The sequence below is a fragment of the Nocardia niigatensis NBRC 100131 genome, assembly GCF_000308655.1.
Lineage (GTDB): Bacteria > Actinomycetota > Actinomycetes > Mycobacteriales > Mycobacteriaceae > Nocardia > Nocardia niigatensis.
This window is the reverse complement of record NZ_BAGC01000109.1, coordinates 1-23,704: the sequence shown is the minus strand read 5'-3', so window position 1 is coordinate 23,704 and position 23,704 is coordinate 1. Positions and strand designations below refer to the sequence as shown.

General features: G+C 64.9%; 25 protein-coding genes. 16 read left to right on the top strand and 9 right to left on the bottom strand.

Annotated elements, in window-relative coordinates; genetic code table 11:
* Positions 1 to 138: 138 nt before the first annotated feature.
* A complete protein-coding gene (locus ON33_RS33180; protein WP_040863109.1) occupies positions 139 to 1,305 on the top strand; it encodes a CaiB/BaiF CoA transferase family protein in 1,167 nt (388 codons plus the stop codon).
* A gap of 105 nt (positions 1,306 to 1,410) precedes the next feature.
* On the opposite strand, the gene ON33_RS33175 is transcribed toward ON33_RS33180, so the two are convergent.
* From ON33_RS33175 to ON33_RS33165, 3 genes are read right to left on the bottom strand one after another with little or no spacing between them, the layout of a single operon-like run.
* Positions 1,411 to 2,559: an acyl-CoA dehydrogenase family protein gene (locus ON33_RS33175; RefSeq protein ID WP_040863108.1), complete on the bottom strand. Its 1,149-nt coding sequence runs from the start codon at positions 2,557 to 2,559 to the stop codon at positions 1,411 to 1,413.
* 1 nt (position 2,560) lies between these two features.
* Complete coding sequence (locus ON33_RS33170) at positions 2,561 to 3,712, bottom strand: acetyl-CoA C-acetyltransferase (protein ID WP_040863107.1); 1,152 nt, start codon at positions 3,710 to 3,712, stop codon at positions 2,561 to 2,563.
* A 41-nt stretch (positions 3,713 to 3,753) separates the two neighbouring features.
* The gene (locus tag ON33_RS33165) at positions 3,754 to 4,419 is read right to left on the bottom strand and encodes a TetR/AcrR family transcriptional regulator (RefSeq protein ID WP_063711127.1); all 666 of its coding nucleotides are present in this window, start codon (positions 4,417 to 4,419) and stop codon (positions 3,754 to 3,756) included.
* 75 nt (positions 4,420 to 4,494) lie between these two features.
* On the opposite strand from ON33_RS33165, the gene ON33_RS33160 reads away from it, so the two are divergent.
* Positions 4,495 to 4,686, top strand: a complete 192-nt coding sequence (locus tag ON33_RS33160; protein ID WP_040863162.1) for a ferredoxin — start codon at positions 4,495 to 4,497, stop codon at positions 4,684 to 4,686.
* A 12-nt stretch (positions 4,687 to 4,698) separates the two neighbouring features.
* Here ON33_RS33160 and ON33_RS33155 read toward each other — a convergent pair whose 3' ends face one another.
* A complete protein-coding gene (locus tag ON33_RS33155; protein ID WP_051153278.1) occupies positions 4,699 to 5,424 on the bottom strand; it encodes a TetR/AcrR family transcriptional regulator in 726 nt (241 codons plus the stop codon).
* 215 nt (positions 5,425 to 5,639) lie between these two features.
* Between ON33_RS33155 and ON33_RS33150 the strand changes: the two genes are divergently transcribed.
* Positions 5,640 to 6,410, top strand: a complete 771-nt coding sequence (locus tag ON33_RS33150) for an alpha/beta fold hydrolase (protein WP_051153277.1) — start codon at positions 5,640 to 5,642, stop codon at positions 6,408 to 6,410.
* Between the two features lie 19 nt (positions 6,411 to 6,429).
* Here the strand turns inward: ON33_RS33150 and ON33_RS33145 are convergent, their stop codons facing one another.
* The 4 genes from ON33_RS33145 to ON33_RS33130 are packed head-to-tail and all read right to left on the bottom strand — an operon-like array spanning position 6,430 to position 10,169.
* Complete coding sequence (locus ON33_RS33145; protein ID WP_040863106.1) at positions 6,430 to 7,020, bottom strand: GTP-binding protein; 591 nt, start codon at positions 7,018 to 7,020, stop codon at positions 6,430 to 6,432.
* Positions 7,001 to 7,375 (bottom strand): DUF742 domain-containing protein, encoded by a 375-nt coding sequence (locus ON33_RS33140; RefSeq protein ID WP_040863105.1) that lies wholly within the window; start codon positions 7,373 to 7,375, stop codon positions 7,001 to 7,003. Before ON33_RS33140 ends, ON33_RS33145 begins: the two co-directional genes overlap by 20 nt.
* A complete protein-coding gene (locus ON33_RS33135) occupies positions 7,375 to 7,800 on the bottom strand; it encodes a roadblock/LC7 domain-containing protein (protein ID WP_040863104.1) in 426 nt (141 codons plus the stop codon). The genes ON33_RS33140 and ON33_RS33135 overlap by 1 nt, the downstream gene beginning before the upstream one ends.
* A complete protein-coding gene (locus ON33_RS33130) occupies positions 7,797 to 10,169 on the bottom strand; it encodes a sensor histidine kinase (protein WP_051153276.1) in 2,373 nt (790 codons plus the stop codon). The genes ON33_RS33135 and ON33_RS33130 overlap by 4 nt, the downstream gene beginning before the upstream one ends.
* 182 nt (positions 10,170 to 10,351) lie before the next feature.
* On the opposite strand from ON33_RS33130, the gene ON33_RS33125 reads away from it, so the two are divergent.
* Positions 10,352 to 11,329 (top strand): NAD(P)H-dependent flavin oxidoreductase, encoded by a 978-nt coding sequence (locus tag ON33_RS33125; protein ID WP_040863102.1) that lies wholly within the window; start codon positions 10,352 to 10,354, stop codon positions 11,327 to 11,329.
* Positions 11,330 to 11,391: 62 nt separating this feature from the next.
* Here ON33_RS33125 and ON33_RS33120 read toward each other — a convergent pair whose 3' ends face one another.
* Positions 11,392 to 12,426, bottom strand: coding sequence for an MBL fold metallo-hydrolase (locus tag ON33_RS33120; protein WP_040863159.1), 1,035 nt, complete (start codon positions 12,424 to 12,426; stop codon positions 11,392 to 11,394).
* 337 nt (positions 12,427 to 12,763) lie between these two features.
* On the opposite strand from ON33_RS33120, the gene ON33_RS33115 reads away from it, so the two are divergent.
* The 12 genes from ON33_RS33115 to ON33_RS33060 all read left to right on the top strand — a co-directional run.
* Positions 12,764 to 13,516 (top strand): MlaE family ABC transporter permease, encoded by a 753-nt coding sequence (locus ON33_RS33115; protein ID WP_040863101.1) that lies wholly within the window; start codon positions 12,764 to 12,766, stop codon positions 13,514 to 13,516.
* Positions 13,517 to 13,529: 13 nt separating this feature from the next.
* Entirely contained in the window at positions 13,530 to 14,414 is an 885-nt protein-coding gene (locus ON33_RS33110; RefSeq protein ID WP_040863100.1) for an MlaE family ABC transporter permease, read from the top strand.
* Positions 14,411 to 15,577, top strand: coding sequence for an MCE family protein (locus ON33_RS33105; RefSeq protein WP_040863099.1), 1,167 nt, complete (start codon positions 14,411 to 14,413; stop codon positions 15,575 to 15,577). The genes ON33_RS33110 and ON33_RS33105 overlap by 4 nt, the downstream gene beginning before the upstream one ends.
* A complete protein-coding gene (locus tag ON33_RS33100; protein ID WP_040863098.1) occupies positions 15,574 to 16,596 on the top strand; it encodes an MCE family protein in 1,023 nt (340 codons plus the stop codon). Before ON33_RS33105 ends, ON33_RS33100 begins: the two co-directional genes overlap by 4 nt.
* Positions 16,593 to 17,603, top strand: a complete 1,011-nt coding sequence (locus ON33_RS33095) for an MCE family protein (RefSeq protein WP_040863097.1) — start codon at positions 16,593 to 16,595, stop codon at positions 17,601 to 17,603. Before ON33_RS33100 ends, ON33_RS33095 begins: the two co-directional genes overlap by 4 nt.
* Positions 17,600 to 18,802, top strand: coding sequence for an MCE family protein (locus ON33_RS33090; protein WP_040863096.1), 1,203 nt, complete (start codon positions 17,600 to 17,602; stop codon positions 18,800 to 18,802). The genes ON33_RS33095 and ON33_RS33090 overlap by 4 nt, the downstream gene beginning before the upstream one ends.
* Positions 18,799 to 19,929 carry an MCE family protein gene (locus ON33_RS33085; RefSeq protein ID WP_051153274.1) on the top strand — a complete coding sequence of 377 codons (1,131 nt, stop codon included), beginning with the start codon at positions 18,799 to 18,801 and terminating at the stop codon, positions 19,927 to 19,929. The genes ON33_RS33090 and ON33_RS33085 overlap by 4 nt, the downstream gene beginning before the upstream one ends.
* On the top strand, positions 19,929 to 21,380 hold the full coding sequence (locus tag ON33_RS33080; RefSeq protein ID WP_040863095.1) for an MCE family protein: 1,452 nt from the start codon (positions 19,929 to 19,931) through the stop codon (positions 21,378 to 21,380). The genes ON33_RS33085 and ON33_RS33080 overlap by 1 nt, the downstream gene beginning before the upstream one ends.
* The gene (locus tag ON33_RS33075; protein WP_040863094.1) at positions 21,356 to 21,946 is read left to right on the top strand and encodes an Rv1363c family protein; all 591 of its coding nucleotides are present in this window, start codon (positions 21,356 to 21,358) and stop codon (positions 21,944 to 21,946) included. Before ON33_RS33080 ends, ON33_RS33075 begins: the two co-directional genes overlap by 25 nt.
* Complete coding sequence (locus tag ON33_RS33070) at positions 21,943 to 22,590, top strand: Rv1363c family protein (RefSeq protein ID WP_157184850.1); 648 nt, start codon at positions 21,943 to 21,945, stop codon at positions 22,588 to 22,590. Before ON33_RS33075 ends, ON33_RS33070 begins: the two co-directional genes overlap by 4 nt.
* Before the next feature lie 37 nt (positions 22,591 to 22,627).
* Positions 22,628 to 23,365 carry a hypothetical protein gene (locus ON33_RS33065; protein WP_040863093.1) on the top strand — a complete coding sequence of 246 codons (738 nt, stop codon included), beginning with the start codon at positions 22,628 to 22,630 and terminating at the stop codon, positions 23,363 to 23,365.
* 144 nt (positions 23,366 to 23,509) lie between these two features.
* Positions 23,510 to 23,704, top strand: a 195-nt coding sequence (locus ON33_RS33060; protein ID WP_040863092.1) for an ATP-binding cassette domain-containing protein, incomplete at its 3' end; no start/stop codon positions are given.

Here is a 23,704-nt window from a genome sequence, read left to right as displayed (position 1 = left end):
TCTTCCTCATAGGAGAGGACCCCTTGCTGACACCCACTGCAGCGAGGCCGCGCACCCTGCGAACCAGATACCGGCTCAGGACCGGTTCGCAGGGCGCGTTCTGTTATCCAGCGGGGCGCAGATGAATCGGAGACACGTATGACAGTCGAAACCGGCGGTCCCACCGCATATTCCGGTCCGCTCACGGGGGTGCGGGTAGTCGAACTGGCCGGCCTGGGCCCGGGACCGTTCGCCACCATGATGCTGGCGGATCTCGGCGCCGACGTGGTCCGAATCGATCGCCCTGCGGCCGCCGGCAGCGTGTTTCCGGGCAAGCCGGAGGAGGACCTGCTCAATCGGGGCAAGCGATCGCTGATCCTGGACCTCAAACGTTCGGAGGCGGTCGAAGTCGTTCTGCAGTTGCTCGAGCATGCGGATGTGATCGTCGAAGGCTACCGACCCGGCGTCGCCGAGCGCCTTGGGCTCGGGCCGGACGCCTGCCTGGAACGGAACCCGCGCCTGATCTACGGCCGGATGACGGGCTGGGGTCAGACCGGCCCGCTTGCCCAGAGCGCCGGCCACGATATCGACTACATCGCGGTGACCGGAGCGCTCCACGCCATTGGCGACGCCCACACCGGGCCAAGTGTGCCGCTCAATCTCGTCGGCGATTTCGGCGGCGGCGGAATGTATCTCGTGGTGGGTATTCTGGCCGCGCTGCGGGTGGCGGAGCGGACCGGGGCGGGACAGGTCGTCGACGCCGCGATCGTGGACGGCGCTGCGCATCTGCTGACCGGGATCCATGCCTTTCTCACCGCGGGAGCGTGGAACGATCGGCGAGAAGCCAACATGCTCGATGGCGGTGCACCGTTCTACACCACCTACGAAACCGCGGATGGCCGCCACATGGCGGTCGGGGCGATCGAAAGCAAGTTCTACGCCGAGCTGCTGGCTCGGCTGGGTATCGACGAAGATCCTGCGCGGCAACACGATCGCCGCGCGTGGCCGGCGATCCGGATCAAACTCGCCGCGGCGTTCGCGACGCGGACCATGGCGCAGTGGTGCGAGGTCTTCGAGGGGTCCGATGCCTGCGTCGCTCCCGTCGTCAGTCTGCGCGAAGCCGTAGCGCACCCGCACATCGAGGCGCGCGGCTCGATCGTCGACCACGGCGGTGTGGTGCAATCCGCGCCCGCACCGCGGTTCTCGCTGTCGCGGACCGAGCTGGGGAATCCGCCGCCGTCGCCGGGCCAGCACACCCGAGATGTCTTGACGGAGTGGGGAATCCCGGCCGTGGACGACCTGATCGAGCGTGGCGTCGCCGGTTGAGCGCAGTGGCGTTCTCGACCGGTGCGCCGAGGGCCCCGGACCTGGTTTGGTCCGGGGCCCTCAGTGTTGTTCACCCAGCGTAGCCGGTGGTGGCCGGTCGGGGGCTCAGCGAGCGATCGCCCGTCCGATGAGTTCCTTCATGATCTCGGTGGTGCCTCCGTAGATCGTCTGGATCCGGGTATCGACATAGGCCTTGGCGACCGGGTATTCGGTCATGTAGCCGTACCCGCCATGCAGTTGCAGGCAGCGGTCGACGACGCGCTTCTGAAGCTCGCTGACGTACCACTTGCCCTTGGCCGCGTCGATCGGATCGAGTTCGCCCGCGTTGTAGGCAAGCACCGATTTGTCGGTGTACGCCTCGGCGAGGTCGACCTCGGTCTCCATCTCGGCCAGTTCGAACCGGACATGCTGGAAGTCGGAGATCGGCTGGCCGAAAGCCCGCCGCTGCTTGCAGTATTCGATGGTCTGGTCGAGGATCGCCCGCGTGGTCGCCAGCGCCTTGGCGGTGACGCCGAGGCGCTCGCGCGGGAGATGGCTCATCAAGTACTGCAGGCCGTTTCCCTCCTCGCCGAGCAGGTTCGCATGCGGAACACGGGCATTCTCGAAGAACAGTTCGGCTGTGTCCTGCCCGGGCAGCCCGATCTTGTCGAGCTTGCGGCCACGTTCGAACCCGGGAGTTTCCCGTTCGACGACGAAGAGGCTGAATCCGCGCGAACCTGCCGCGGGATCGGTGCGGGCGGCGACCACCACCAGATCGGCCATGATGCCGCTGGAGATGAAGGTCTTCTGCCCGTTGATGATCCAGTGGTCGCCGTCACGGACCGCGCTCGTGCGAATTCCCCGCAGATCGCTGCCGGCCCCGGGCTCCGTCATTGCGAGGGCGCCGATGATCTCGCCCGCGGCGAAGCCGGGCAGCCAGCGCTGCTTCTGGTCGTCGTTGGTGAGATCGAGCAGGTAGTGCAGGACCAGGTCGTCCTGCAAGCTGATCGTGAGGTTGAACGAGAGGGCGTTGATGCGCGACACCTCTTCACACACGACCATCCGATACCGATAGTCGTGGACGCCCGAACCGCCGTATTCTTCGGCGATCTCGAGTCCGTACAGCCCGGCGGTCGCGGCTTTCGTGTAGACCTCACGGTCGATCCAGTGGTCCTCGTCCCACTTGTCCTTGTGGGGCACGACCTCTCGTTCGAGGAAAGCACGAACCGTCTCGCGGTACGCCTCATGGTCGGGCTCGTACAGGCCCCGATGCATGTCAGAGCCTTTCGATGATGGTGACGTTGGCCTGGCCGCCGCCCTCGCACATGGTCTGCAGGCCGTAGCGGCCGCCGGTGCGTTCGAGCTCGTGCAGCAGCGTGACCATCAGCCGAGCGCCCGTCGCGCCGATCGGGTGGCCGAGCGCGATCGCGCCGCCGTTCGGGTTGACCTTGGCCGAGTCCGCGCCGATCTCGGCCAGCCAAGCGAGTACGACCGGCGCAAAAGCCTCGTTGATCTCGACCGCGTCGATGTCGTCGATGGACAGCCCGGCCCGCTTGAGCGCGTGCTGGGTGGCGGGGATCGGAGCGCTGAGCATCATCACCGGATCCGCGCCGCGCACGGACATGTGGTGAATGCGCGCGCGGGGCTTGAAGCCGTACCGCTCGACCGCCGCCTCCGAGGCGATGAGCAGCGCCGCTGAGCCATCGGAGATTTGGCTGGCGACCGCCGCGGTGAGGCGTCCGCCCTCTGTCAGGGTCTTGAGCTCGGCCATCTTCTCGAGGGAGGTGTCGGCGCGTGGTCCCTGATCGACCGAGACGCCGGCGAACTCGGTGATCTCCCGGGTGAAGCGGCCCGCCTCGATCGCGTGCAGCGCGCGCTGGTGGCTCTGGAAGGCCCAGGCCTCGTTGGTCTCCCGGCTCAGGTTCCAGTGTTCGGCCATCATCTCGGCGCCGCGGAACTGCGAGATCTCCTGCGCGCCGTAGCGAGCCTGCCAACCCTCACAGCCGGTCCAAGGATCGGTCGAACCGAACGGTTCGCCGGCCTGGAAGGCGGACAGGATGGGGAACTGGCTCATATTCTGCACGCCGCCGGCAACGATGAGATCGCTGGTCCCGCTCATCACCGCCTGTGCGGCGAAACTCACAGCCTGCTGGGCCGAACCGCACTGGCGGTCGATGGTGACGCCGGGTACCGACTCCGGCAGGCCCGCTGCCAGTGCGGCGGTGCGCGCGATATCGCCTGCCTGCGCTCCGATGTTGTCCAGGCAGCCCAGGATCACGTCGTCGATGTCGGCGGGGTCGAATTCGTTGCGGCCGACCACCGTCTTGATGACGTGCGCGGCCATGTCCGCCGGGTGCGATTGAGCGAAGCCACCGCCTCGCTTGCCTACCGCGGTGCGGACGGCATCGATGATGTACGCCTCGGGCATGGGGTTCTCCTAAGAAGTGACATTGATTAATTTAATGTAGACTAAAAACTGCGACGTGTCGATCGGGTGCTGCCAGGCCGGGGGTGCTCGCGCAGCTGCTGATCCGGTGCGTCGTGGATGGCTACGCTGTTCCGCACGATCGACTGCGCGGTCGCGACCAGGCTGTCCAGTGAGCCGTGGTCGGGATTCCACCATTCTGCGGTCCAGTTGAGCGCCCCGATCACCAGCATGCGAGCTATCCCGATGTCCAGTCCCGGACGCAGCTCGCCGGACTCCGCGAGCCGCTCCAGCAGGGTGCGCCAGATTGCGTGATACGCAGTGCTTTCCAGACGCAGGGACTCGACGATCTCCGGGGGTAGCTGGCCGGCATTGCGCGTCACGGCGGACGCAAAATCGGACAACCCTAGTTCGATCCGCAGATGCGCCTCGACGGCGGCATCGATCACCTCGACCACCGGAGCCCCCGGTGGCGCCGAGGTGATCGTGTGCTGGACGTGTTCGCGGACCCGGCGCTGCCCTTCCCGCATCACCTCGGCGATCAGCTCATTGCGTGATCGGAAGTAGTAGTAGACGGCGGGCGCGCGCAGCTCGGCGTGCGCGGCGATGTCGGCGAGGCGGGTTCCTGCGACACCGCGGCGGCTGAGAATGTGCGCGGCCGCGGCGAGGATGCGCTCCCGGGTGGCGTTCATCGGAGAGGTGGTGGTCATCGGCTCCTCGCGTATTGACCGAGCAGGAAATCTAATTTATCTTCGATTCAAAACATAGCATCAAAGGAGGAAATGATGAAGGTCGTCGTCGATCGGAGCAAGTGCACAGGTCTGGGCATCTGTGAGTCGCTGGCTCCGGCGTTCTTCGAGATCGATGACAATGGCGAACTCGTCCAGCTCAAGGAGGACATCACCGACGACGAGCTCGCCGCTGTCGAGGAAGCCGTGCAGGGGTGTCCGACAGAGGCGCTCTGGATCTTGCGCTGACTGCCGTGCGGCTCAGGCGGATTCGGCTGCGGGCCTGACCGTCGTCTTCCGCGGCGCCCGCCTGCGCCGCGGTGACGTCGCGGGTTCTTCGGCCGCAGCGGCTGTCGCAATCCCGGTGCGAATCAGTGACTGCGCCGTGCGGATGACGGTCTCCAATGATCCTCGCCGGGGTGTCCACCACTCCGCAGCCCAGTTCAGTGACCCCATGATGAGCATCTGCGTGACATGCAGATCCAGGTCGTCTCGGATCTGCCCCTCGGCGGCGGCGTCCTTGATCAACTTGCGCCACAACGTGCCGTAGTTCGCCTCTTCCGCGAGTTGGCGGGCGCGGAGGTGCTCGGGGACCTGGCCGCTGTTGCGAATCGCGGCCGTCGCGTAGTCGGATAACTCGAGCTCGTGTCGGAGGTGCGCGTCGATGGCGATCATGATGCGATCGATCGGCGTGACGTCACTGGGGATGCCGTCGAGGACGCCTGCCAGATGTTTCACCATCTCGGCGATCCCGCTCCACATGACCTCCTCGATGAGTTCCTCGCGTGAGGGGAAGTAGTAGTAGATCGCAGGAGCCTGGAGCTCGGCATACTCGGCGACATCGCTCAGCCGCGTCCCGGAGTAGCCCTTCATGCTCAGTACGTGGGCAGCGGCGTCCAGGATGCGTTGGCGGGTCTTGGCCGACTTGGACTCCGACGAGTGATCGTCGTCTGCCGCGTTCTGCTGCACCTTAGGTTTTCTAGCCACGGTTCAACTATAAGCCAGCCCGCTGGTGAGCTTTCTGATGACCTGGCCGGTTTGCTCGATTTAACGAATATTTTCGAATCTTTGTTATATGATATTGCGTCGGCCTGTCTGAATCGAGACCGGGCCTCCGATCCACAGGATGCACTATGGGCGACGCAACGAAGCGTTCGGCTGCGGTCCCTCCCGCAGCATACCGGGGAGGCTCGGGTGACCCCATGCTTCTGATTCACGGGTTCACTCTCAACTGGCAATCATGGGGTGACGTCATCGACGATCTGAGTGCCGACTTCGATGTACTCGCGCCGACCCTGCCCGGCCACTGGGGAGGTCCGGAGCCCGATCGGGCGTTGACGATAGCCGGATTCACCGACTACCTCGAGCGTCAGATGGACGCCGCCGGATGGGCCGACGCGCACATCGCCGGGAACTCGCTCGGGGGCTGGCTGGCGATGGAACTCGCGGTGCGCGGCCGGGCGCGATCGGTGACCGCGGTGGCGCCGGCTGGACTCTGGCATTCCGATAGTGCTGCCGCCGACGAGGTTCGGCGGAAGTTTCGCAGTTTTTCCCGGGTGGCACCAGCCATGCGGTACGCGGCCCATCCCGCGGTGCCGGATATGGCGCGTCGCGCGCTCCTGCGTTCGTTCGCTCACCGGCCGGGCCTGGTTTCTCCGAAGCTGGCCGCTCTCACGATCGAGGCCCCGGCGCATTGCCGCTGCTTCGACACCGTGGCCAATGACCCCGAGGCCACCGCTGTGGAAGCCATGCGGCGCATCGACGTTCCGGCGACAGTATTGTTCTGCGGGCGCGACCGGGTGATCCCAGCGGCGCGGTTCGGTCGCCGAATCGTGGCGAAAATCCCTGCGATCGGGTCGAAGACGCTGCCTGAGGTCGGGCACGTGCCGATGCTCGAGGCCCCGACCTTGATCGCGGGGGAGATCCGGGAGTCCGTTGACTCGATGAACGGCCGCACCGCCGATTCGGCGTAGGTGGTCGTGCCCGCGGCGCTCACTGGCGCCGCGGGTTCCGCGAGATCAGGTGCTCGAGCAGCCGGACCAGAACATCCTTGGCCGAATCCCGAGTGCGCACGTCGCAGAGTTGGACCGGCACGTCATCGTCGAGATCGAGCGCTTGGCGCACTTCCGCGATGGTGTATTGCGGGGCGCCGTCGAAGCAGTTGACACCGATGATGAACGGCATTCGGCGGCGTTCGAAGAAGTCGACCGCGGGAAAAGAGGTTTCGAGCCGCCGCGTATCGGCCAGCACCACCGCCCCCAGTGCGCCGGCGGCGAGTTCGTCCCACATGAACCAGAAGCGGTCTTGGCCCGGGGTGCCGAACACATAGAGCACGAGATCCTGGGAGATGGTGATTCGCCCGAAATCCATTGCTACCGTTGTTGTCTGCTTGGATTCGACGCCGGACAGGTCGTCGACGTCGCGGCTGAGTTCGGTCAGCAGTTCCTCGGTCCGCAGCGGTGTCACCTCGCTCACGGCCGCCACCATGGTGGTCTTGCCGACGCCGAAGCCGCCCGCGATGAGGACTTTCACCGAGGCCGCGAGGATAGGGGAGTCGTCGGGGCTAAAGCTTGCGGATACCATCCAAAACCGTTCGTAGCAGGTCCAACTCGGAGAGATCGGTCGGCGGGAGGGCCGCGGCAGACCGGGTGATCAGGTGTCCGTCCGCGATGAGGTCACCGATGAGGATCTTGGCCAGCGTCAGTGGCAGGCCCAGGAGCGCGGCGACCTCCGCGACGGACTGCGGGGTCCGGCAGAGCCGGACGATGTCGAGGTATTCGCGCTCGATCCGGCCGACCCGGTGAACCTCGTGCACCGCGAAGACCAGTGTGATCATGTCCAGCTCCGGGCGCGTGTCCCGGGTGCGCCCGCTCGTCACGGCGTACAGCCGCACGAGCGGACCCGCATCCTGATCGAATCGCGGTGCGCCCCAGGACATCAGCGTAACTGCTCGGTGTGCCAATCCAGTCCGGGGCGACGCGGCGCGGCGGTGAGGAATGTACCGACCCGTTGGACGGTCTGGTTCATCTCATAGGCGACCATGCCGAGATTGGCGGCGTCCTCCGTGAGCAGAGCCAGGCAGGCGTTCGGCCCGGCCGCGGTGACGAACAGGACCGCGCGGTCGAGTTCGATGACGGCCTGACGGGCGCCGCCGCCATCGAACCGGTGGCCCGCGCTCCGGGCGAGGCTGTGCAGTGCCGAGGACATGGCCGCGAAGTGTTCGGCCTCCTCGACTGCCATGGAGGTCGAACGGCCGAGCAGCAGGCCGTCGGTGGAGAGAACGACGGCGTGGCGCACGCCGACCAGCCGTTCGGCGAGGTCGTCCAGCAGCCAGTCGAGGTTGCGGACCTGGGAAGTGTTCATCGTGGGCCTTCATGGTCGTAGGGGGCGGATCGGTAGGGGTCGGATTCCGGAATCGGCTGGCGCCCTTGACGGGTCCCCGCCTCGATCGCGGACATCAGGTCTCGTGCCTGGTCGGCGGTTCGCTCCGGACCCCGGTGCCGGCCGCCCGGGTCGGGATGCGTGGAGGAGTCCTCGAGTGGGCCGTTCGCCAGTTCGGGCGCCAGGTTCGCCTGCCGCCGGCGACGGGGTAGCTGTGGCCGGTCGTGGAGTGCGGGACCGGTGACGCCCGGGTCAGGGGCTTCCGGCGCCGAAGCGGGCGGCAGCGGGGCGGGGGTCGAGTTCCACAGTGTGGCAGTGGAAGTGGGGTGATGACTCGGACTCGGCCAGGAACCGAGTGTCCGCTCTGTAGTCGTAGGCTGCGGTGCGATGGCCCGTGGTTCCGAAGACGGGGTGACCGCGGGGGCCTGCCGTTCATCGCTGAACAATGCGGTCGGGAGCAAGACGATGGCACGGATGCCGCCGAAGGACGATTCGGTCAGTCGCACGGTTGCCTGGTGGCGCAGCGCCAGCCGCGCGACGACGAATAGGCCCAGCCTGGAGTCGCCGGTCAGGCTCGACAGACTGAAATCCGGTGGGTTGCGGAGGGTTTCGTTCGCCAGTTCGCGTTCGTCCTCGGGCATACCGAGCCCTTGGTCGCTGATGTCGATGGCGATGCCCTTCCCCACGACCTGCGCTGCGATCTCGACCCGGCATTCCGGCGGTGAGAACGCCGTGGCGTTGTCCACCAGTTCGGCCAGCAGATGGATGAGGTCGGCGACGGCACTGCCCGCGATCGAGACATCCGGAACGCGGGTGACGCTGACTCGCTGGTAGTGCTCGGTTTCTGCGACCGCGCTGCGGATGAGATCGATCAGTGGTACCGAGGTGCGCCACTGGCGTCCGGGCTGACCACCGCCGAGGATGATCAGGTTTTCGGCATTGCGGCGCGCCCGGGTCGCCAGGTGATCGAGCCGGAACAGCAGGTCCAGCTGCGCCGGATCCTCTTGGTGGCGTTCGGCTTTGTCGAGTGCGGCCAGCAGCCGGTGGATGATGATCTGACTCCGATAGGCGATGTTGAGGAACACCGCGTTGAAGCCTGCCCGGGTCTTGGCTTCGGCGACGGCCGCCGCGATCGCCGCTGCCTGGGCGCGGTTGAAGGCATCCGCGACCTGCCCGATCTCGTCCTCGCCGAAGTCCAATCGGGCAGCCTCGTCGGTGGCGACCGGCAGCCCGTCACGGAGCCGGGTGGTGATCTGTGGCAGATGGTCGTCGGCCAGCGTGAGCGTCTCTTGCCGCAGGCGGCGCAGGCGCCGAATCAGTCGCGTGGCAAGGCGTGCGGCGAGCAGGAAAGCGCCGATCGCGATCACCAGGATCGTAGTTCCGTTGACAAGCGCCTGGCGCAGCGCTCGCGCGCCGTCCTCCTGCGCCCAGTGCAGGGCGTACCGATAGTGGGTCCGCCACAGGTCGAGCAGCGCGACGCTGACCTGTGTTGCGGCATCCTCCCAGTCGGAAACCTTGAGTGGAAGTTTGGATTCCGCGGTCGAGCCGGAACCGCCAGCAGCAGCGAGATCGGGGCGATCGGCGATCCCGTCCTCCATCGCACTCAGCCGCTGCCAGGATGTTCCAGTGGTGAGGGCGTCCAGGGCGGAACGTTCGGCCTGGGGGAGATGCCCGCTGAGTGCGGCGAGCTCGCTGCGGTAGAAGCCGACGTCGTGCGCGAATTGCCGTTGGTATTCCGGCGTCAGGTCGCCGCGTATCAGTGCCGCGGTAGCGAGTGCATTGCCTCGTGACATGGTCTCGGCCACTCGGAGCAGCCGCGCCGCTACGGCCAACTCGGTACTGGTGTCGGGGGTGGGGGCGGCGCGGGAGATGAGCTCGGTACTTCCGATGTAGGTACTGATGATGCTGCTGAAATATGTGTAGGCCTCCGCGGCGGGAAGGGTGCCGGCATCGGCGCGTTGCCGGATGGTCGGAAGTTGCGCGGCCAACGCACGTCCTTTCGCGACATCGTCTTTCAGCAGGCCTGGATCGACGTCGGTGAACGCCGCCCCGGCAGCGATGATGGTCGCCACCGCGGCGTCGACCCGCGCGCGCTGTTTGGCGAGACCGGGTCGACGTGCCTCGTCTCCCGAGATCATCAGCAGGGTCAGGCGGCGTTCTTCTTGTATTTGGATCGTGAATTCGATGCCGGGTGCGCTGTCGCGGTCGACGCGCGTGGCCCAGTCCCGATTGTCGGTGCCGCGGATGAGCAGGAGTCCCGCGATGATCGCCCCGGTGACGAGCAGGGCGAGGCTTGGTGCGAGTGCAATGGAGAGGATCCGGCCTCGAATGCCGATCTTGGCCTTGAACACTGGCCCAAGGTAGCGCATCGGGCGTTATTTTTTTGATGATGAATTAAACTACTTATGAGTAACAAGCGGAAGTGTTGTGCTGCTGGCGTTTGACCATGCTCAATCTTGAATTTAACATAGGTTAAAAAATATCCTCTGCCGACCGGATTATCGGTCGGGCGAACTATGAACGGTGGTAGCCAATGCTTCCCGATGTCCTATGCTCGCGACTGGCGCTACCTGTCGTCGCCGCCCCGATGTTCATCGTTTCTGGACCGGAACTTGTTGTAGCGCAGTGTATCTCGGGTGTCATCGGATCCTTTCCGGCGCTCAACGCGCGACCGGTGAGCATGCTGGACGACTGGCTGGCCGAGATTTCCGAGCGACTGGCCGATCACGATGCGACAGCTGATAGCACGCGCAAGTCGGCGCCGTTCGCGGTGAACCTGATCGTGCACAAGAGGAATGCCCGGATCGAGGATGACCTGGAACAGTGTGTGCGACACCGGGTGCCTTTGGTGATCACGTCACTCGGCGCCCGCGAGGATGTCAACGAGGCCGTGCACTCCTACGGCGGAATCGTGTTGCACGATGTGATCAATGATCTCTTCGCGCACAAAGCGATCGAGAAGGGCGCCGACGGCCTCGTCGCCGTCGCTGCAGGCGCCGGCGGCCATGCGGGCGCGCTGTCCCCTTTTGCTCTCGTGCAGGAAATCCGGCAGTGGTTCGATGGTCCGCTACTGCTGTCCGGCGCCATCGCGCACGGACGATCGATACTGGCAGCGCAGGCAGCAGGTGCTGATCTGGCCTATGTCGGATCGGCGTTCATATCGGCTCAGGAAGCGAACGCCGCCCCGGAGTACAAGCAGTGCGTCGTAGAGAGCACGGCATCCGACATCGTGTACTCGAACTACTTCACCGGCGTGCACGGCAACTTCCTTCGAAGCAGCATCGCCGAAGCCGGCCTCGACCCCGACAGTCTGCCCACGGCCGCCGGCCCCGCGTTCGGCTCCGGTGCAGACGAGTCGAAACCGAAGGCATGGAGCCAGATCTGGGGCTCGGGACAGGGAATCGGCGTGATCGACAAGGTCGAGAGCACGGCGGCGATCGTGGAACGAATGCGGACCGAATACGAACAGGCGGTGGACGCCATCACCGCATCGGCATGGGTGAACGCTTGACGCATGCTTCGGCGGACACCTCGGGTGTCCGCCGAATGCGATCGGGTCTGCGGCGCAGTGGATTACGCGCTGAGGGCGTAGGTGCGCACGTTGCTCTGGTCGGTGTAGCTGACTCTGCCGAGCATCTCGAGAACGTCGAGGTGCGCGTGGATTTCGGTCACCGCGGACAGTTGATGGTCGATCGGCAACTCGTCGAGCCGCCGATCCCGGCGAGTCCATCGCAAGGCGCAGGCTACCTCGTAGGCGGTCGACGCTCCGGCGGCTACCTCGTCGCAGATTTCGTCCAACCGTCGTTGATGGTGACGCAGCAGTTCGTCGATTCGGCTGTGACTGCTCGGGGTCACAGGACCGTGCGACGGCAAGACGGCCGAATCCGACAACCGGTGTACCAGTTCGAGGGACGAGATGTATGAGCGGAGCGGATGGGCCTCCGGTGCCCACTCGAAACCGATCGATGGCGTGATGTGCGGCAGGATGTGATCGCCGGAGAACAGCAACTGGCTGTCGGCGTGGTGGAACACGACGTGGCCACGGGTGTGCCCGGGCGTCGAAATCACTTCGAGCTCACCGCTGCGTAGCTGGATCCGATCGCCGTGGTCGAGCCAGCGGTCCGGCGGTCCGAACGAGATGCCCATTTCGTTTTCGGGCGCCGGCGTATGAGCGAGTTCCTTTGCCAGCCGCGGTGCGCCACAGCGCGCCAGCAACGGCGCGTGATTGGGGAACCGCCCGGCATCAATCCGGAAGCCCAGGATGCTGTGGCGTTCCCCGCTGCCCACCATCAGCTCACAGCCGAGTGTGCTGCGCCAGGCGTAGGCCTGGGAGTAGTGATCCCAGTGATGGTGGGTGGCAAGGCAAGTGGTGATGTCGCCGAGCGTGTAGCCCAGCCGGCGCAGCGCTTCGGCCATGGCGGCTTCGGTCCGCGGCCCATACCAGCCCGGGTCGATCACCACCAGCCCGTCCGGGGACTCCAGTACGTAGGCGTTGACGGTGCCCAGCCCATCGAGAGGGAGGGGGAGGGGAATGCGGTGGATGCCGTCCGCGATGGGGTGTGCACCGGGTTCGGTCCAGTCCTCGGGTTGATCGGTAACCAGCGGCATCTGCACCACTCCCTTTTCACTCGACGGGTTCATTACTTATCTATCCTAAATTAAAAATCCTCAGGCAATCCAGTGGCGTGCAACACTTGCGGATAAGCCGACTTATGTTACTCTTCCGATGTGATCCGGGGCACATCCGGAGTTCACCCGTTCGGATCGCGCGGTATCGGCTCGCGCACCTCCTGCGCTTCGGGGCCGTGGGAGCGCTCTGGATGGGGAATCTAATCAAACGTAGATAATACTTCTGTTCGATCGACCAGGAGTGGAGCGGGAAGGCTCGTTCATGGTGGGCAGTGCTGTGTCCGGCGGGAGGTCGTCACCGGGGCGCTGGGACGGTATGGCGAAGAAGGCTGCGATCGTGCCGCGCGCGGTGGGTCAGTTCTTCGGAACCACTCTGGATACCTTGCGGATGGTGCCGCGGCGGCCGTTCCAGGTCCGCGAGTTCATCGAGCAGTCCTGGTTCATCGCGAGCGTGTCGATCGTGCCGACGCTGCTGATCGCTATCCCGTTCTGCGTCATGGTGATCTTCCAGATCAATGTGCTGCTCAATGAGGTCGGCGCCATCGACCTGTCCGGCGCGGGCGCGGGTATGGCGGTCATCCGTGAGATCGGTCCGGTGGCAACCGTTCTGGTGGTTGCCGGCTGCGGCGCCACCGCCATCTGCGCCGATCTCGGCTCCCGCACCATCCGCGAGGAGATCGACGCCATGCGGGTGCTGGGTATCGATCCGCTACAGCGCTTGGTGGTGCCGCGCGTGCTCGCCTCCACCATGGTGGCGCTGTTCCTCAATGGCCTGGTAACCGCTGTCGGTCTGACGGGCGGATATCTGTACGCGGTATTTCTGCAGGGTGCGACTCCGGGTCAGTTCATCACCGCGATTCCGATCCTCACCGGGATCCCGGATCTGCTGGTGAGCGAGTTGAAGGCCGGCGTGTTCGGTCTCCTCGCGGCGCTGGTCGCCTGCCACCTGGGGCTGCATGCGAAGGGTGGCCCGAAGGGCGTCGGCGACGCGGTGAATCAGACCGTCGTCTTCAGCTTCGTGCTGCTGTTCCTCGCCAATTCCATCATCACCACCCTGTGGCTGAACTGAACGGACCAACGAGATGAGTACAACCAGCGATTATCGCGTCACCGACGCGTTGCGCCGGAAACGATTGGGGCGCAGAGTCTTCAGCGCCGGATCGGGCCCGGTCGAGGGGATCGCCGGACTCGGCGATCAACTGTCGTTCCATTTGCACGGCATCGGATGGATCCCGCGGACGCTGGGCCGCTACCGCCGCGAGATGATCCGATTGGTTGCCGAGGTCAGTCTGGGCACCGGAGCGCTGGCGGTCATCGGCGGCACGATCGTGATCGTCGGATTCCTCACCGCTGCGGCTGGTTACGAGGTCGGTCAGCAGGGCACCAACTCGCTCGGCCGGGTTGGGATCGAAGCGCTGTCCGGCTTCATCTCCGCCTTCTTCAATACCCGCGAAGCCATTCCCGTCGTGTCCGGTGTCGCACTCACCGCCACGGTCGGCGCTGGGTTTACCGCGCAGCTGGGTGCGATGCGAGTCAGCGAAGAGATCGACGCACTCGAAGTGATGTCGGTGCCCGCGGTGCCGTACCTGGTCACCACTCGCATTCTCGCCGGGCTGATCGCCATCGTGCCGCTGTACGCGATCGCGCTGTTCATGGGATATGCCTCGACGCAATTCGTCAGCATCGTGCTGTCCGGCCAGTCGGAGGGCACGTACACGCACTACTTCAACGTCTTCCTTGTGCCCAGTGACGTGATCTGGTCGCTGGTGAAGGTGGTCGCGTTCGCCCTGGTAGTCATGTCCGTGCACTGCTACCACGGCTATCACGCCTCCGGGGGACCGGCGGGTGTCGGCGTCGCGGTGGGCCGTGCGGTGCGCGCCTCGCTGATCTCGATCATGATCATCGACCTGATCATCGGCATCGCCGTCTACGGCGGCATTCACGCGACGGTACGGGTGTCCGGATGAAACTCGAAGTCTCGCGTCGCCGCGCACTGACCCTGGGCCTGAGCGCCCTGATCGCGTTCGTCGTGGCTGTTTCGGGCGCAATCGCCTCCTGTAGTGGAACATTCGTCTCGAGCACGCGCGTGTACCTGTATTCGGATCGAGCGGGATTGCTGATGGCGCCCGGATCGGATGTCAAGGTGCAGGGTGTGGTCATCGGCCGTGTCAGTGCCATCGACCTCGACCATGACCGTGCGAAGCTCACTCTCGATCTCGAACCGAGTCAGGCTCGACGCCTGCCGGCCAACATCGGCGCCGAAATCGCACCCACGACCTTGTTCGGACGCAAGTTCGTCACGCTGTTGCTGCCCGAGCAGCCGGTCGCCAACAAGCTCGTCGCGGGGGCCGTGATCGACGGGTCGAAGGTGACCGTCGAAATCAACGACATCTTCCAGACCCTGCTCTCCGTTCTGAAAACCCTGGAGCCGCAGAAGGTCAACGCCACCCTGACCGCGCTGGGGACCGCGTTGGACGGGCATGGCGGTCGTTTCGGTGACCTCATGGTCGCCCTGGACCGTTACCTCGGCCAGTTCAACGACTCGATTCCGACTCTGCAGCGCGATGTTCCGCTGATCGCCGACAACCTCGACACCCTCGCCGCGGCGACTCCCGACCTGATGCATACGATTCACAATTTCTCGACCACCAGCTCCACGATCGTCGAGAAGCAGGCGAGTCTGAGCGCTTTCCTGCTGTCCTTCACCAATTTCGGCAATACCGGCAGTTCGTTTCTGGACTCCTCGGGGACTCCGCTCATCGGAGCAGTGCAAGCGCTGGAGCCGACGACCCGGGTCCTTGCCGAGCAGGCCCCGTCGTATCCCTGCTTCCTGTCAGCTCTCAACGACGCTCGCAAGTACTTCGAGCGCGCGTTCGGCGGCGGGCGCCCGGGCCTGAACGCCCTGGGCACCATCTTGATGGGTGACCCGCCGTACACCTATGCGAAGGATCTTCCCGTGAACGGTGCCGACAACCCGCCCAGTTGTTACGGGTATCCCTTCGGGCCGGGCAGCGCGCCCCTCGGTCACACCGACTTCAACACCGGCACAACGGTGTACGGCCCGGTCCGGTCGCCCGAAGACCTGATCGGCAATCCCTTCGCCGCCCTGATCTACGGACTGACCCGATGACCGCCCGCCACGCCGGATTGAAGCTGGCGATCTTTCTGGCCGTCACCTCCATCGTGTCGGCGATGCTCGTCGTGGTCGTCGGAGACCTGCGCTTCGTATCCACCCGCAGTTATCACGCGCTGTTCACCTCGGCCTCCGGCATGAAGGTCGGCGACGACGTGAAAGTCGCGGGAGTGCCTGTCGGCAAGGTGAAGTCGGTGGACTTCGCGCACGACAAGCTCGTCGAGATCGGGTTCAGCGTCGACCGTGACGTCGAGGTGCTGCGCAGCTCCACCGTCGCGATCAAGTACAAGAACCTCATCGGCGATCGTTATCTCGAGGTCACGGCCCAGCCGGATGGGTCCGGGCGCAGGTCGGAGAACGACCCGATTCCGGTGGCTCAGACCAAGCCCGCACTCGATATCGACAGCCTGGTCAACGGATTCAAACCGCTGCTGCAGGGCCTGAATCCTGACGATGCCAACAAACTGTCCGCCTCCCTGATCTCGGTGCTGAACGGCCAGGAGCAGAGCATCGCAGATTTCATCCGGCAGGTGGGGCAGCTGGGCAATACGCTCGCAGACCGCGACGAGGTCATCGGGGAGACGATCCAGAACCTGGACGTCGCGCTCGGGGCGATTCACAACACCGGTGACAAGTTCGACCATCTGGTGGTCGATCTGCAGTCGCTGGTCAGCGGGTTGAACAGCGATCGCGCGACCATCACCGCGGGGTTGGACCAAATCGACGCGGGCGCAGGTGAACTCGCGCAGCTGCTGGTGGACAACCGGTCCGCGATCGGCGGTGACATCGACGGCCTGAAACAGCTGGCGGGCAACCTCAATGCCGATTCGAGCACGTTATCGCTGGTGCTGGGGAAGCTCCCTACGACCTACCCGCTGATCACGCGAGTCGGAAGCTACGGCAGCTTCGTCAACTGGTTCGTGTGCGGCTTGGCGATCCGGTACCCCGCTATCGGCGGCAGCTACCAGGACACTCCGATGTTCGTCGCTCCCGCCGAAAGGTGCCAGGCCAAATGACGAAGCAGCAGAAGCAGACATTCTCCGAACGCAATCCGGTCCGGCTCGGACTCGTCTGCACCGGGATCGTCTTCGTATTGCTCGTGGCGGTTTTCAACTACGACAACATCCCGTGGTGGCCGGGACACAGCACGATCGTGGCCGAGTTCTCCGATGCCAGTGGACTGAATACCGGTGATGCGGTGGAGATCTCGGGCATCAAGGTCGGCAAAGTCGATTCCATCGGACTCAACGGCGACCATGTCGACATCACGCTGAAGATCGACCCGCACGGGCAGGCCCTGGGGGGCCGAACCACGGCGGCGATCAAGGTCGAGACAGCGCTCGGACGACGGTTCGTCGACCTGCGTCCCGATGGTGACGGCCGCGCGGTGAAGCGAATTCCGCTGGAGCGCACGACATCAGGATTCGACCTGACTGAGGCCCTGAACCAGCTCACCGGTCGCCTGCAGGGCACCGACAAGAAGCAACTGTCCGACGCCGTCGACAGCCTGTCGAAGGTGATGGTCACCCTGCCCGACAACCTGAAGTCCTCGCTCGACGGGATGTCTCGACTGTCGGCGACCATCGGCTCCCGTGACAGCGCATTGCGCGATCTGCTCGGGCACGCCAACTCGGTCACCGGCGTCCTCGCAGAGCGCAACCAGAACCTCACCGCACTGATGACCGACGGCGGCTCCCTGTTCGCGGCGCTCAACGACAGGGCCCAGGTGATCCGGACGCTGCTGACGAACGTCAAGGGCGTCAGCGACGAGCTGCACGGCCTGGTTCGGGACAACGACGCCACGACGGCACCGATGCTCGCTGAACTCGACCGGGTCGTCGGCCTGCTCAACACGAACTACGACAACATCAACTCCGCGATTCTCGGGCTCCGCCCGTATATCACGCAGCTCGGCGAGGCGGTCGCCAGCGGACCGTTCTTCGGTGCGCTGCTGCAGAACATCGCCCCCGCGAATCTCAACGGCCAGCAGCCTGGCAGTCCCGGACAAGGGAGCCACCGATGAAATCCTTGCGCGCGGGCATATCCCGCATCCCCATGCCCGGCCGAATCCTCGCCCTGCTCGTCGCGGTGGCTTTGGTGAGCACCGCGGCGACCTGGTGGATAACGAACGGTTCGACCGTGCGGATCACCGCCTTCTTCACCAACTCGGTGGGGCTGTACCCGGGCGACCGGGTGACGCTGCGTGGTGTGCCCGTCGGGGCGGTGGACGCGATCACCCCGGTGGGTGATCGCGTCCGGATCGAGCTGCACTTCGACACCGAGCATCCTGTCGCCGCGGACACCCATGCCGTGATCGTCGCGCCGACTCTGGTGTCGGGTCGCTACATTCAGCTCACCCCGAAGGCCGGTAACAGCCCCGCGCTCGCCGACGGTGCGGTGATTCCACTCGAGCGGACCGCGGTGCCGATCGAATACGACGAGGTCAAGCGGCAGGTCACCGATCTGGCGACCCAGCTCGGGCCCAAGGCCGGAGACCACGCCGGCACGCTGACCCGTTTCACCGATGCGACCGCGAAGGCGTTGCAGGGCAACGGCGCAACCCTGAACCAGACACTGGTGAACCTGTCGCAGGCGATGCAGACGTTGGCCGACGGCGGGCCGGACCTGTTCGCCACGGTCCGGAATCTGCAGGTCGTCGTCTCGGCGCTGGCCGCCAATGACTACCAGGTCCAGGCGTTCGTCAATCAACTCGCTGGAGTGTCGAACCTGTTGAACGACAACCGCACTCAGGTGGCGGCCGCACTCCAGTCCATCCAGGCGATGCTGCCCGAGATTCGAAGCTACATCGCCGACAATCGCGACGCGTTGATCAAGAATGTCGGAAGCCTGACCAACATCACCCAATTGCTGGTCAACCGGGAGGACGACCTGGCGGAGATCCTGCATCTGGCGCCGACCGCGATCGACAACTTCTACAACATCTACGACCCTCAATCGCACTCGCTCACCGGTAATCTCGCGCTGCCGGACTTCCCGGATCCGGTCTCGCTGATCTGCGCATTGCTGACCACGGTGAACGCGCCTCAGCAAGAATGCTCACGCGCCAGTGCGCAGTTCGGTGACCTGTTCGGCGCTGCGGCCCGAGCGGCGATGGGTGGCTGGGCGCCCGCGCCCGTACCGACCGGCCTGCCCGGATTGCCGGCCGGACTGCCACCCATTCCGGGTCTGTCCGACCTGCTCATCCCAGGAGCCGGACGATGAAAACCTCCACCACAGTACGTGCGGGCAGTGTTCTGCTCCTGGCCGCGCTGTTGACGGCAGGTTGTCGTTTCGACGGTGCCAACTCGATCCCCCTGCCCGGTAACGTGATTCATCACGGCTCCTACACGGTCCGAGTCGAATTGCGTGACACCCAGAATCTGGTGGCGAACTCGTTCGTGAAGGCGGACAACGTCACCGTCGGCACGATCACCTCCATCGCGGTGCGCAATAACATCGCGGTCGCCACGCTCGAGATCGACAAGGGTGTGTGGCTGCCCGCGACCGTGACGGCGCGGCTGGCGCAGACCAGTGTCCTCGGAGCCCAGTATCTCGAACTGACCACTCCGAAGGACAATGTCGGCGACCGGCAGCTGCGTGACGGGGATGTGATCCCGCTGTCCGCGAGCTCGGAATACCCGGCGACCGAAGAAGTCCTCGCGGCTTTGTCCCTCGTGCTCAACGGGAGTGGGCTGCAACAGATTCGGACGATCATGTCCGAGCTGAACCAGGGCCTGAGCGGCCATGAGGACGCCGTCAATCGGTCCTTCAGCCGACTGGCGACCTTCGTCAGCGGTCTGGACGCGCAACGGGACGACATCGTTCGCGCCATCGACAGTCTCGACGCGTTCGCCAAGGAACTCGCGGACCAGAAGGACACGCTGCGCACCGGTATCGAACAGATCCAGCCCGCGCTGAGCATCCTCAACGAACAGAAGACCCAGCTGGTCACCATGCTCGACCGGGTCGGAGCCTTCGGGCAGCGCGCGGCGCAAGTACTGCGGTCCAGCCACGACGATCTGACCTCCGATCTGCACAACCTCCAGCCCGTCCTCGGTCAGCTGGCCGCGGCCGGTTCCGATCTGACGGGCTCGCTTCTCGTCGCCGCGACCTTTCCGTTTCCGGTCACGGTCGCCGACAAGGCCATCAAGGGCGACTACGTGAATCTGTTCCTCACGCTCGACCTGAGCGTGGAAGCCATCCGCGACAAGATCATCGGCAGCATTCCGTTCAAGGACCTGGTTCCGATGTCCAACCGCGTCGTGAACCCGTTGCTCGCACCGACCCAGACCGATGCTGCCGGTCGGCAGCCGGCGGGCGTGGACGCCGATCGGATTGGAGGCCGGTGATGAAGACACGCCTGATCAAGGGACAGCTGATCGTCTTCTCGGTGCTCGGGGTGGTCAGCCTGGTCTACGGCGCCATCCACTACATCGGCGTCCAACGTGTCACCGGCATCGGCACCTATACGGTGACAGCCGATTTCGCCGAGGCCGGTGGAATCTACGAATCGGCGTCGGTCACCTACCGCGGCGTCGAGATCGGCCGGGTCACAAGAGTGGACCTCGACAACGGCACCGTCAAGGTCCGGATGCAGCTGCGTGACGGTTGGCATATTCCATCCGCGGCCGCCGCTTCCATCAAGAGCACCTCGGCGATCGGCGAGCAGTACGTCGATCTGGTCCCATCGGACGAGCACGGGCCCTACCTTTCCGACGGCTCAGAAATCCCGCGGTTGCGGACCACGGTGCCGATCCCGACCAGCGATGTGCTCGACAAGACCCAGACCTTGCTGGCGAGCGTGTCCACCGATTCACTGCGCACCACCCTGGACGAGACCTTCCAGGCCGTCAACGGAACCGGTCCGGCGCTGGCATCACTGATCGAGTCATCGGCGAAGTTCCTCGACCTCGCCCAGGCCGACATCGGCCCGACGGTGACGCTGCTCAACGACGCGGAACCCTTGCTCCACACCGGCAATTCGGTGCGCACCGAACTACGTTCCTCGGTGCACGATCTCGGCTCGTTCACCGATCAGCTGGCACGCAGCGACGCCGACCTGCGCGGCGTACTCGACCAAGGCCCCTCGGCGGCAACCACTGTCGCAGGCACCCTGGCCGATCTGAGCACACCGCTGCCCGCCATGCTCTCCGATCTGCAAACGGTCGGCCAAGTGCTGCGGGTGAATGTCCCCGGGCTGCGACAGGTCCTGGTCATCTACCCCGCACTGGCGGCCGCGGTCGACTACAGCGTCGTGGGCGGAGGATTCCAAACCGACGGCAATCTGCTCGCACCGGCGGCGGCCCTGGACGTGAAGCTCGGCAACACGCTGAATCCGCCGCCGTGCACCGAAGGGTTCCAAGCCACCCAGCGCCGTGATCCGTCGGATACCGGTCCGGCCGACGTCCCACAGAACAACTACTGCAAGATCGCTCCGGATGACCCGAAGGTCATTCGCGGCGCTCGCAACACGCCATGTGCCACCGATCCCTCCGTACGGACGGCAGAAGTCGCCAACTGCCCGAAGGGGCTCCCCTCGACGTGGCCGGAAATGCTTGCGCACCCGGGGGATTCGGCACCGGCCGCCGCCCCGAAGTCGGCGGCGCCGCAGCCGCCCACGTCACCCATACCCGCCGCGGCGCCACCGACGGCCGCGCCTGCGGCACTGACGGTGCCCTATGCCGAAGGTGACGGCACCTTCCGAGGCCCCGACGGCCTCACCTACGTACTCGGGCAGTCGGCTCCGAGCGCCGCCCACGGAGAGGAGAACCAGGGATGGCAATCACTGTTGATCAAGTAGCGGCCGAGCGGGAAGATCAGGCTGCCGTGCTCAGCGATGAGGAACCCGACGCCTACAGCGCGGCTTCGCCGCAGCGGCCGCCCGGACGGGTGCTCGGCTGGACGATAGTCCTGATGGCCGCCGCGGTATTGGTTCTGAACGGTGTGAATGCCGAACTGGGACTCGACTTCCGCGCCGACACCCGCGCGGACGACCGCGATCACACGGTGCTGGCCGCGGCGAATCGCATTGCCGTGCAACTTGTCACGCTCAATCATTCCTCGGCCAAGCAGAATCTCGACGCCATCGCCGCCGACTCGACGGGCGCGTTCCGCGATCAGTGGGACAAGATTTCGGCCAACTTCGCCAGCGTGCTGGAGAACGGCAAGGTCGAATCCACCGGCGAGGTCAAGGCATCCGGTGTCGTCGACATCGACGACGCGCACGCCACCGTCCTGACCGCGGTCACATCCACGGTCAAGAACACCGAAGCCCCTGAGGGACAGCAGCGGGTGTACCGCATGAAGATGACCCTCGACCACTCCGACGGCCACTGGCTCGTCTCGAACGTGGAGTTCGTCGCATGACCACCGATACCGCACTCGCCGACAGCGTGGACGTCGACGAGGAAGGCACAGCATTTGTTGCCGAAAGTGAAGAGCAGAAACAAGTTTCACAGGCTCGCTGGCCTCGTGTTCTGGCGCGGCTTGCTATTCGCCGTCGTCTCGGGGCCTTGTTCCGATTGAGTCGTACCGCCGCCATCGTGTCGACCGTGGTGCTCGGGCTGCTGCTGGGCGGGACGACAGTGACCACGGTCCTGCTCGAGCGCAGCGTGTCCGATCATCGTGCTGTCACGACGTCCGTGCGCGAGGCGCGTGATTCCGCGCAAAGCCGTGTCCCGAAGGTACTTTCGTACGACTTCGACACCGTCGACAGCGAATTCCCCACCGCGACAAAGAATCTGACCGGCAAGTTCCATGACGACTTTGCCAAGCTCGGAACGAGCGTGATCATTCCTGCCGCGCACCGGGATTCGATCATTACGAAGGCCACGATCGTCGGCACCGCGGTGGCCTCGGCCGGCCGGGACGAGGTGACGCTGCTGCTGTTCCTGAACCAGGAGACCACCAGCACCAAGTACCAGGGGCCGCGTCTGGATGGCAGCCGCGTGCGGGTGACCATGGCTCGCGATGCTGGCACCTGGCTCATCTCCGATATCACCCCCGTGTAATAGCCGCCGAGAGTGGCCACGGAAAGGAGAGTTCACGATGCTCAACGCTGATTTGGGCTGGCAGCGGTTCTTTACATGGAACGGCTTGCTCTTCGCCGTGTTCTGCGGCGTTGGACTGGAGGTCTTCATGCCCCAACCGCCGCATTTCGACATATCTGCGGTGGCCACGGCCGACTACTATGTGGCGCACTCCAGGGGCTTTCTCACCGGGATAACGCTTTGCGGTATCGCCATGGCCTTCTTACTGGCGTGGTCGCTGCAACTGGGATACATGCTCTGGCAGGCGGATTGCGCCAGGATCGCCACCGTCGTGGCGATCGTCAGTCTGGCGGCCTCTCCGATACTTCTCAGTTTCGATTTGGCGTTCTTCGCCGTCGCGGTGTATCGAGCGGGAGAGGTGAACCCAGATGTCACACAGGCCTTCAGCGATGTGGCCTGGATCGGCTCAATGTTGATTTGGCCTCAGCTGGGCTTCTCGATGCTTCTCGTCGGCATCCTGATTCTGCGGCAGCGCGGGCGGGCCGCGGTGTTTCCCGCCTGGCTGGGCTGGCTCAGCATCGCCGTTGCCGTGGTGGAGCCGGGTCAGGCCGGCATTATCTTCGCCAAGAATGGCCCGTTTGCTCCGGATGCCGTACTGACCTGGTACGCGGCTGTTTTCACATGGGGCTCGTGGATCGTCGCTCTGACAGTGGTGATGCTTCGCCGACTGCCCTCGCAATCCCGTGACCAGATCACTGGTCGAGCTGTTGTCGGCGTGGACGCGACCACCGCATGAAATGGACGCTCTCTCGTGGCGTGTCGCACGCATGCCGCAACTCACGTGCACAGTCCCCGAGTTTCGCCGGTTCCGCGGAAATGGAATCTAAATGAAACCCACTCTGGCTGGGATGTCGGGTGGGGAAGAATCAAGGAGTTCGCCATGGGCGTCGAGGTCAGGACCGAAGGCATCACGAAGTCGTTCGGTTCGCAGCGTATTTGGCAGGACGTCACGCTGACGCTGCCGTCGGGGGAGGTCAGCGCTCTGCTCGGCCCGTCGGGTACCGGTAAGTCGGTGTTCCTGAAGTCGTTGATCGGTCTGCTGCGCCCGGAGAAGGGCTCGATCTACATCGACGGT

Bases quoted from the DNA above. Each gene is read 5' to 3' on its own strand.
- ON33_RS33095 (WP_040863097.1), top strand. From the start codon at position 16,593: ATGACGAAGCAGCAGAAGCAGACATTCTCCGAACGCAATCCGGTCCGG.
- ON33_RS33150 (WP_051153277.1), top strand. From the start codon at position 5,640: ATGCTTCTGATTCACGGGTTCACTCTCAACTGGCAATCATGGGGTGAC.
- ON33_RS33135 (WP_040863104.1), bottom strand. From the start codon at position 7,800: ATGAACACTTCCCAGGTCCGCAACCTCGACTGGCTGCTGGACGACCTC.
- ON33_RS33170 (WP_040863107.1), bottom strand. From the start codon at position 3,712: ATGCCCGAGGCGTACATCATCGATGCCGTCCGCACCGCGGTAGGCAAG.
- ON33_RS33080 (WP_040863095.1), top strand. From the start codon at position 19,929: ATGAAGACACGCCTGATCAAGGGACAGCTGATCGTCTTCTCGGTGCTC.
- ON33_RS33125 (WP_040863102.1), top strand. From the start codon at position 10,352: ATGCTTCCCGATGTCCTATGCTCGCGACTGGCGCTACCTGTCGTCGCC.
- ON33_RS33065 (WP_040863093.1), top strand. From the start codon at position 22,628: ATGCTCAACGCTGATTTGGGCTGGCAGCGGTTCTTTACATGGAACGGC.
- ON33_RS33075 (WP_040863094.1), top strand. From the start codon at position 21,356: ATGGCAATCACTGTTGATCAAGTAGCGGCCGAGCGGGAAGATCAGGCT.
- ON33_RS33085 (WP_051153274.1), top strand. From the start codon at position 18,799: ATGAAAACCTCCACCACAGTACGTGCGGGCAGTGTTCTGCTCCTGGCC.
- ON33_RS33120 (WP_040863159.1), bottom strand. From the start codon at position 12,426: ATGCCGCTGGTTACCGATCAACCCGAGGACTGGACCGAACCCGGTGCA.
- ON33_RS33110 (WP_040863100.1), top strand. From the start codon at position 13,530: ATGAGTACAACCAGCGATTATCGCGTCACCGACGCGTTGCGCCGGAAA.
- ON33_RS33165 (WP_063711127.1), bottom strand. From the start codon at position 4,419: ATGACCACCACCTCTCCGATGAACGCCACCCGGGAGCGCATCCTCGCC.
- ON33_RS33160 (WP_040863162.1), top strand. From the start codon at position 4,495: ATGAAGGTCGTCGTCGATCGGAGCAAGTGCACAGGTCTGGGCATCTGT.
- ON33_RS33100 (WP_040863098.1), top strand. From the start codon at position 15,574: ATGACCGCCCGCCACGCCGGATTGAAGCTGGCGATCTTTCTGGCCGTC.
- ON33_RS33070 (WP_157184850.1), top strand. From the start codon at position 21,943: ATGACCACCGATACCGCACTCGCCGACAGCGTGGACGTCGACGAGGAA.
- ON33_RS33145 (WP_040863106.1), bottom strand. From the start codon at position 7,020: ATGGTATCCGCAAGCTTTAGCCCCGACGACTCCCCTATCCTCGCGGCC.
- ON33_RS33115 (WP_040863101.1), top strand. From the start codon at position 12,764: ATGGCGAAGAAGGCTGCGATCGTGCCGCGCGCGGTGGGTCAGTTCTTC.
- ON33_RS33090 (WP_040863096.1), top strand. From the start codon at position 17,600: ATGAAATCCTTGCGCGCGGGCATATCCCGCATCCCCATGCCCGGCCGA.
- ON33_RS33180 (WP_040863109.1), top strand. From the start codon at position 139: ATGACAGTCGAAACCGGCGGTCCCACCGCATATTCCGGTCCGCTCACG.
- ON33_RS33140 (WP_040863105.1), bottom strand. From the start codon at position 7,375: ATGTCCTGGGGCGCACCGCGATTCGATCAGGATGCGGGTCCGCTCGTG.
- ON33_RS33105 (WP_040863099.1), top strand. From the start codon at position 14,411: ATGAAACTCGAAGTCTCGCGTCGCCGCGCACTGACCCTGGGCCTGAGC.
- ON33_RS33175 (WP_040863108.1), bottom strand. From the start codon at position 2,559: ATGCATCGGGGCCTGTACGAGCCCGACCATGAGGCGTACCGCGAGACG.